Genomic DNA, 1,800 nt, shown 5'->3' on the forward strand with positions numbered 1-1,800 from the left:
GCTAGGACGCTCCTGAACAATCGTCTTGTGGGGCCTGGTGGGATGAGCAGGGCCTCTCAAGGCGGTCGATCCGGCGGTCAACGCCCTCGCGGGGGACAGCGAGTTCGCCTGCCTGTCGCGGCCGTGAGTGCGCCGTGGCCAGTGAGATGGTCAAGCCGTCGGGTGGCGGGCCGTGGTCAGGCCGGAGCGAGCGTCCAGGTTCCACCGCTGCGGGTCAGCCCGAGGTTGAGCAGGCGGCGCAGGTTCAGCCCGGCGACGCGGTGGTGCAGCCACAGGTCGTTGCGCTGGGTGCCGAGGAACCGCAGCCGCCGATTGCGGCCGGTGACCAGCCAGGAGATCGCCCGTTCGACCATGGGCCGGTGCCGGCGGTAGACGGTCTGGAACTCCGGATCCTGAGCACGAATCCGGTGCGCGCGCTGCAGCGCGTCGTAGGGGCGCAGCCGCAGCGTCCGCCCCGTCGCCGAGGTGGTGCACCGGGCGCGGAGCGGGCAGTCTCGACATGCGGCTCCGAAGATCACCGCTCGGCTGTGGGTAATCGAACGGCTGACCTGGTTCGGACAGGTCACTCGGGCGGCAGTCTCGTCGACGGTGAAATCGTCGAGGGTGAACCCGCCGTCCACGGCCGGGCGCAGCGGCCACGGCTTGATGATCGCGGTGTGCCCGCCGTCGGCGGTCGCGGCCAGCAACTCCCCGGTTCCGTAGGCCGAGTCGGCCAGCACCTGCACCGGGTCGGGCTCCTCGGCCAGCAGCGCGATACCGACCGCGGCGTCGGAGTGCTCCGCCCCGGACGCCGGGGTCAACGCGCAGCCGGTGATCAGCCCGGTGTCTGGCTCGACCTTCACGTGCGCCTTGTAGCCGTCCTGATGCCGGGCGCGAGTCTTGTGCGCGTGCCGGGCCTGAGGATCCACGGTGGAGATCACCCGCTCCGGGGTCACCTTCCGCGCGATGCGCCAGCGTCCGTCGGTGCCATCGGAGCCCTCCGCGGGTTCGACGTCCTGCCCGGCGACCAGCGCCAGCAGCCCGACCGCCTCGGCCGCGGCCGGCTCGAGTTCCTGCTCGGGCAGGTGGCCCAACAGCCGGTGCGCGTCCGAGACCAGGGCATCCACCAGCTGTTCACGAGCGTCAGGGTCGTTCCACGCGATCGTCGGCTTCCCCGGCTGGGCGTAGTCGTGCCCGGTGCACCGCGCGGCGATCACCTCCGCGGCACCGGGCACCACCCGGGCCACCCGGCGGACCGCTGAGATCAGCTGAGTGACCGTGTCCTGGGTGGCCACCGCGTCGTCGAGCACCGTGGAGTCCAACGCCCGGCGGGTCTTCCCGGTCAGCACCCCGGTCTGGGCGACCACCTGCCCGACCACCTCGAAGATCCGCCGCGGCCGCTTCGAGGCGGCCAGCCGACGCCGCCAGTAGGTCAACACCGTGGGATGAAACCCCGGCGCGGTCACCGCCAGCCCGCACGCGGCCTTCCACCGCAGATCGAACGTGACCGCCTCCACCGCCTCGCTGTCCGACAGCCCGTGCAAGGTCTGCAACACGATCACCGACGCGACCACATCGGCCGGGATCGACGGACGACCCCGCCGGCTCGGGAACAGATCGGCGAACAGCTCATCCGGGAACAACTCCCGCCGATGCCCGGCCAGGAACGCGAACACCCCACCCGCCGGCAACAGGTGCCCGGCCACCGACTCCACTTCCAGAATCTCGCGCTGCGGATCAGCCCGTCCCTGCACCACGACATCGTCCCAGCCCCTGACCGGCAGCTCGGCCCAACACACCGATTGTTCAGGGCTCTCCTAG

The 1,800-nt window shown here is 71.3% G+C and carries 1 protein-coding gene; it reads right to left on the bottom strand.

Annotation, left to right across the window (positions count from 1 at the left end):
• Positions 1–176: 176 nt before the first annotated feature.
• The gene (locus tag RM445_RS31920) at positions 177–1,733 is read right to left on the bottom strand and encodes an IS1182 family transposase (protein WP_311560590.1); all 1,557 of its coding nucleotides are present in this window, start codon (positions 1,731–1,733) and stop codon (positions 177–179) included.
• Between the last annotated feature and the right edge of the window lie 67 nt (positions 1,734–1,800).

It is taken from the genome of Pseudonocardia charpentierae (assembly GCF_031845345.1).
Classification (GTDB): Bacteria; Actinomycetota; Actinomycetes; order Mycobacteriales; family Pseudonocardiaceae; genus Pseudonocardia; species Pseudonocardia charpentierae.